The sequence below is a fragment of the Kitasatospora sp. NPDC007106 genome (assembly GCF_040634455.1).
Taxonomy (GTDB): domain Bacteria; phylum Actinomycetota; class Actinomycetes; order Streptomycetales; family Streptomycetaceae; genus Kitasatospora; species Kitasatospora arboriphila.
In genome coordinates, this window is sequence record NZ_JBEYFP010000534.1 from 1 (window position 1) to 4,150 (window position 4,150).

Consider the following 4,150-nt stretch of genomic DNA (forward strand, 5'->3'; position numbering starts at 1 on the left):
CCGTCGTCACCTACGACCCGCGCGGCCTCTCCCGCAGCCCCCTCGACGGGCCGCTCACCGACCAGCGGGTGGACGTCTGGAGCGACGACGCCCGCCGCCTGATCGAGCACCTCTCGCCCGACGGCACGGCCGACGTACTCGGCTGCAGCTCGGGCGCGATCGTCGCCGTCGACCTGCTCGCCCGGCACCCCGGGCGGGTGCGCCGCGTCGTCGCCCACGAGCCGCCCCTGCTGGAGCTCCTCGACGACCCGGCCCCGCACAAGGCCCTCTTCGCCGAAGTCCGCGGCACCTACCGGACGGAGGGCATCGCCGCCGCCATGGCCCGGTTCAGCGAGGGCCTGGGGGACGGGCAGCCCGACGCCGACTCCGACGCGGATCCCGACGCCGACGCCGACCGGGACTCCGGCCGGACACCGGAGGCCGTCGCCGAGCAGGCCACCGAACTGCCGCCCGAGATCCAGGAGATGGCGCCGCGGATGCACGCCAACCTGCCCGTCTTCCTCGACCGGATGCTCTACCCCTTCGCCACCACCCCGCCCGACCTGGCCGCCCTGCGCCCCGTCGCCGACAGGCTCGTCCCCGCCGCCGGACGCGACTCTCGCCACCAACTCCCGCTCCACGGCCCGGCCTCCCGCCTCGCCGCCCTCCTCCACCGCGACCTCGCCGAATTCCCCGGCGGCCACCTCGGCGCCGTCGAACACCCCGCCGCCTTCGCCCACCGGCTCCTCGGCCTCCTCGCCCCGGCAACCTGAGCCACGGCACCGCAAACCGCTGGCCGAGGTCGGCCCGCCCGAGGAAGGATGCCGGCATGCGCCGCACCCACGACGACCCCGAATCGGGAGCATCGGGTCGACTGTTGGGGGATATCGTCGGCGTCGGCGAGGGACGGCGATCACCGCGTCCGGCAAGAACGTGTCGACCGGCCGGGCCGTCCATCCTCATCTGTCCGGCCCACCGGCCGATCCGGATCCGCTCCGCTCGAAAGGTTCCACTTCATGCGCATGAAGAAACTGCTCACCGCCGGCGCGGCGGCGCTCGCCGTCACCGCCGGAACCCTTGTCGTGGCCTCCCCCGCGCAGGCCGTCGACTGCGACCACGTCTGGTACACCGACGAGTCGGACTCGATAGGCTCGGTCGACCAGGGCGGACGCCTGTGCTTCGCCGAGCACGGCGACTACGTCTTCCTGACCGACTACGACGCCGACGGCTACAGCGTCGTCCTCGACGTCTACATGGACGGCACCGGTCAGCTCCTGTACACGCTGAAGGCGTCGGGCGCCGGTGACGTACAGACCGCCAACGCCGGCGACGGCATTGCCTTCCACAACCTGCCCGAGGTGAACATCAGGTTCCGGATGTACCTGACCAAGTCCGGTTCGGGCCCGGTCGGCGAGGTCACGCACGTCGTGAACAACGACCACTGAACGGCGGGGGCGGCCGCCGTCAAGCCGGCCGCCCCGCATCGGTGCAGCCACAACGATCGGAGACCGGCGAGGGCGGCTCCGAGCACGGCGGCTTAGAACTCCTAACGAAATGTGGTGCGTGACCCTTCGATGGGTTGGCTCCGCTGCAGCGATGCCGGGGCGGCGTGGTCAGTTGAGGGTGGAAGGATCGGCCTGTGACGTGTGACGTGTGCGGGCATGAAATGCGACGAGTGCCGACGGCGGACTCGCGGGTGAAGGAGGCGTGGGTCTGCCCCTGGTGCTACGCGTGGACCGAGCTGGGTGCTCATCCGGGTTTGGTCGGCCGGTCGTGGTACGAGCCCGTGCACATGCGGTGGGAGCGCGCCGATGCCGCAGAACTTCCCACCGGCGTCTCCCATGCGTACGGCTACTTCGGCGCAACCTTGTGCGGCATACAGCAGGAGGGCGTGGTCACCTCGCCCTACCCGTGGTTCCCTGACTCGGACGACGCCTGCCCAGGCTGCAGGGAGGCAGCCATCGTGATCGACGGCCGCTGGCCTGTTGACGTGCGAGGCGAGAAGCGTGAGCGGCTACGTCCTACGCCTCCGGCTGGTGCCGACTGGCCGCCCTTCTAGGATGTCCGGTCGGCAGAGGTGAGCCGCCTCCAGCAGATCAGTGCGCATCCCAGGCTCAAGAACGCCTCGTGGATGTCGTCGCGGACCTCCCAACGGATCCGCAGCCGTCGGAAGTGGTGCAGGAGGGCGAACGCCCGCTCGACGACCCACCTCTGGGTGCCCAGGCCGGAGCCGTGCTCCGTGTTCCGGCGGGCGATCAACAGCCGGACACCGAGGCCCCACACCAGGCGGCGGTACTTGTCGTGGTCGTAACCGCGGTCCGCGAGGACGACATCGGGGCGACGCCGCGGCCGGCCCTGCTTGCCGCGCACCGGCGGGACTGCCTCCAGCAGCGGGATCAGCTGGGTCACGTCGTTTCGGTTGCCGCCGGTCAGCGTGAAGGCGAGCGGGATGCCGTTCGCGTCGGTGATCAAGTGATGCTTGCTGCCCGACCTGCCCCGATCAACAGGGCTTCGTCCCGTCTTGGTGCCCCCTTTAGGGCTCTGACGTGCGAGGAGTCCACCGCTGCACGAGAGAAGTCCAGGACATCCGCGGCTCGGAGCTTGGCCAGCAGGGCTTCATGGAGTCCTTGCCGCACACCGGCCTCCTGCCACTCGGCCAGCCGCCGCCAGCAGGTCATCCCCGAGCCGAACCCCAACTCCTGCGGCAGGTGTTCCCAGGAGATCCCGGTATGGAGAACGAACAGGATCCCCTGAAGCACTTTGCGGTCGTCCAGACGCTTCCGCCCGGGTGGCGGGACCGACGTTCGACTTTCGGAAGTAGCGTCTCGATCACCGCCCACAGCTCGTCGCCGACCTCCCACGGCTTCGGCCGCGCCACCCTGGAACCCCCGGCTTGATCAATATGACGCCAAGTGAAATCCAACCACGCCGTTGATCATTTTGTTAGAGGTTCTTAGTGTTGCTCCGCATGACGCACACCGAGATAGAGATCACTGCCGCGCTGGTCCGGGAGCTGATCCGCGATCAGCACCCGGACCTCGCCGACCGCCCGGTCAGTCTCGGTGCGCGCGGCTGGGACAACCAGCTCTGGAGGCTCGGCGAGGACCTGGCCGTCCGGCTGCCGTGGGCGACCGGGTCCGCGGACGGGCTGCTGCGCAAGGAGTACGCCTGGCTGCCAGGGCTCGCGCCGCAGCTGCCGCTGCCGACCCCCGTCCCGCAGCGATGGGGCGAGCCCTCGGAGCGGTTCCCGCGGCCGTGGCTCGTCACCACGTGGGTGCCGGGCACGCCCGCCGACCGCGCCCCCGTCACCCGGGCCGAGGACGCGGCCGATGCCCTGGCCGCCTTCCTGACGGCGCTGCACCGGCCGGCCCCCGCCGGGGCGCCCGCCGGTCGCGACCGCGGCGGTCCGCTCACCGACTACGTCGGCCACTTCGAGGGCGGCCTGGCCGAGACCGTCCGGCTCGGACTCGTCGAAGACCCCGACGCCGTTCGGGCCGTCTGGGCGGACGCTCTTGCCGCACCTGCGTGGACGGGCCCGGCGTTGTGGCTCCACGGCGACCTGCACCCGGCCAACGTCCTCACCGCCGACGGCACCCTCTGCGGCGTGATCGACTTCGGTGACCTCTGCGCGGGCGACCCGGCCTGCGACCTCGCCTCGGCGTGGATCCTGTTGCCGGACGGCGCCCTCGACCGCTTCCACCGTGCCCACCGGCCGACCCCGGACGCCGCGACCCTGCGCCGCGCCCGCGGCTGGGCACTGCTGCGCGCCTTCGGCTGCCTGCTCATCGGCGAGGCGGGCCTGCGCGGCCGACCCGGCGGCAAGCCCACCTGGGGCCCGCCCGCGCACGCCGCCCTGCGCCGCCTCCTGGCCACGGCCCACCCGTGATCCCGCCGAAGGGGCCGGCCGGTGCCACGAGCACGGGCCCGTGGAACACCCACACGATCGAACTCGACGCCGGTGCCGACACCGTCACCAAGACCTTCCCGCCCGGCGACACCGTGCGGCACGTCCGTGAATGGCGGGCACTGGAACTGCTCGCCGCCCACGCGTCGGGGCTGGCTCCCACGCTGCTGCAGGCCGCCCCCGGCGCCCACGGGCCGCGCATCGTGATGACCTGGCTCCCCGGCCGGCCGCTGCGCGGCGTGCCGTTGGACGGCCGGCAGACCAGGG

3 protein-coding genes and 2 pseudogenes are annotated in these 4,150 nt (G+C 71.9%); 4 read left to right on the forward strand and 1 reads right to left on the reverse strand.

Annotated features, from left to right (window positions below):
• A partial coding sequence (locus ABZ641_RS27830; protein ID WP_359985997.1) for an alpha/beta hydrolase occupies window positions 1-752 on the forward strand: 752 nt, incomplete at its 5' end.
• A 243-nt stretch (window positions 753-995) separates the two neighbouring features.
• Window positions 996-1,424, forward strand: coding sequence for a hypothetical protein (locus ABZ641_RS27835; RefSeq protein ID WP_344622374.1), 429 nt, complete (start codon window positions 996-998; stop codon window positions 1,422-1,424).
• Between the two features lie 610 nt (window positions 1,425-2,034).
• On the opposite strand, the pseudogene ABZ641_RS27840 reads toward ABZ641_RS27835, so the two are convergent.
• A pseudogene (locus tag ABZ641_RS27840) lies at window positions 2,035-2,857 on the reverse strand (IS5 family transposase).
• 90 nt (window positions 2,858-2,947) lie between these two features.
• On the opposite strand from ABZ641_RS27840, the gene ABZ641_RS27845 reads away from it, so the two are divergent.
• Complete coding sequence (locus ABZ641_RS27845) at window positions 2,948-3,865, forward strand: aminoglycoside phosphotransferase family protein (protein WP_359986000.1); 918 nt, start codon at window positions 2,948-2,950, stop codon at window positions 3,863-3,865.
• A pseudogene (locus ABZ641_RS27850) lies at window positions 3,862-4,150 on the forward strand (hypothetical protein); the annotation flags it as partial. The gene ABZ641_RS27845 and the pseudogene ABZ641_RS27850, both read left to right, overlap by 4 nt.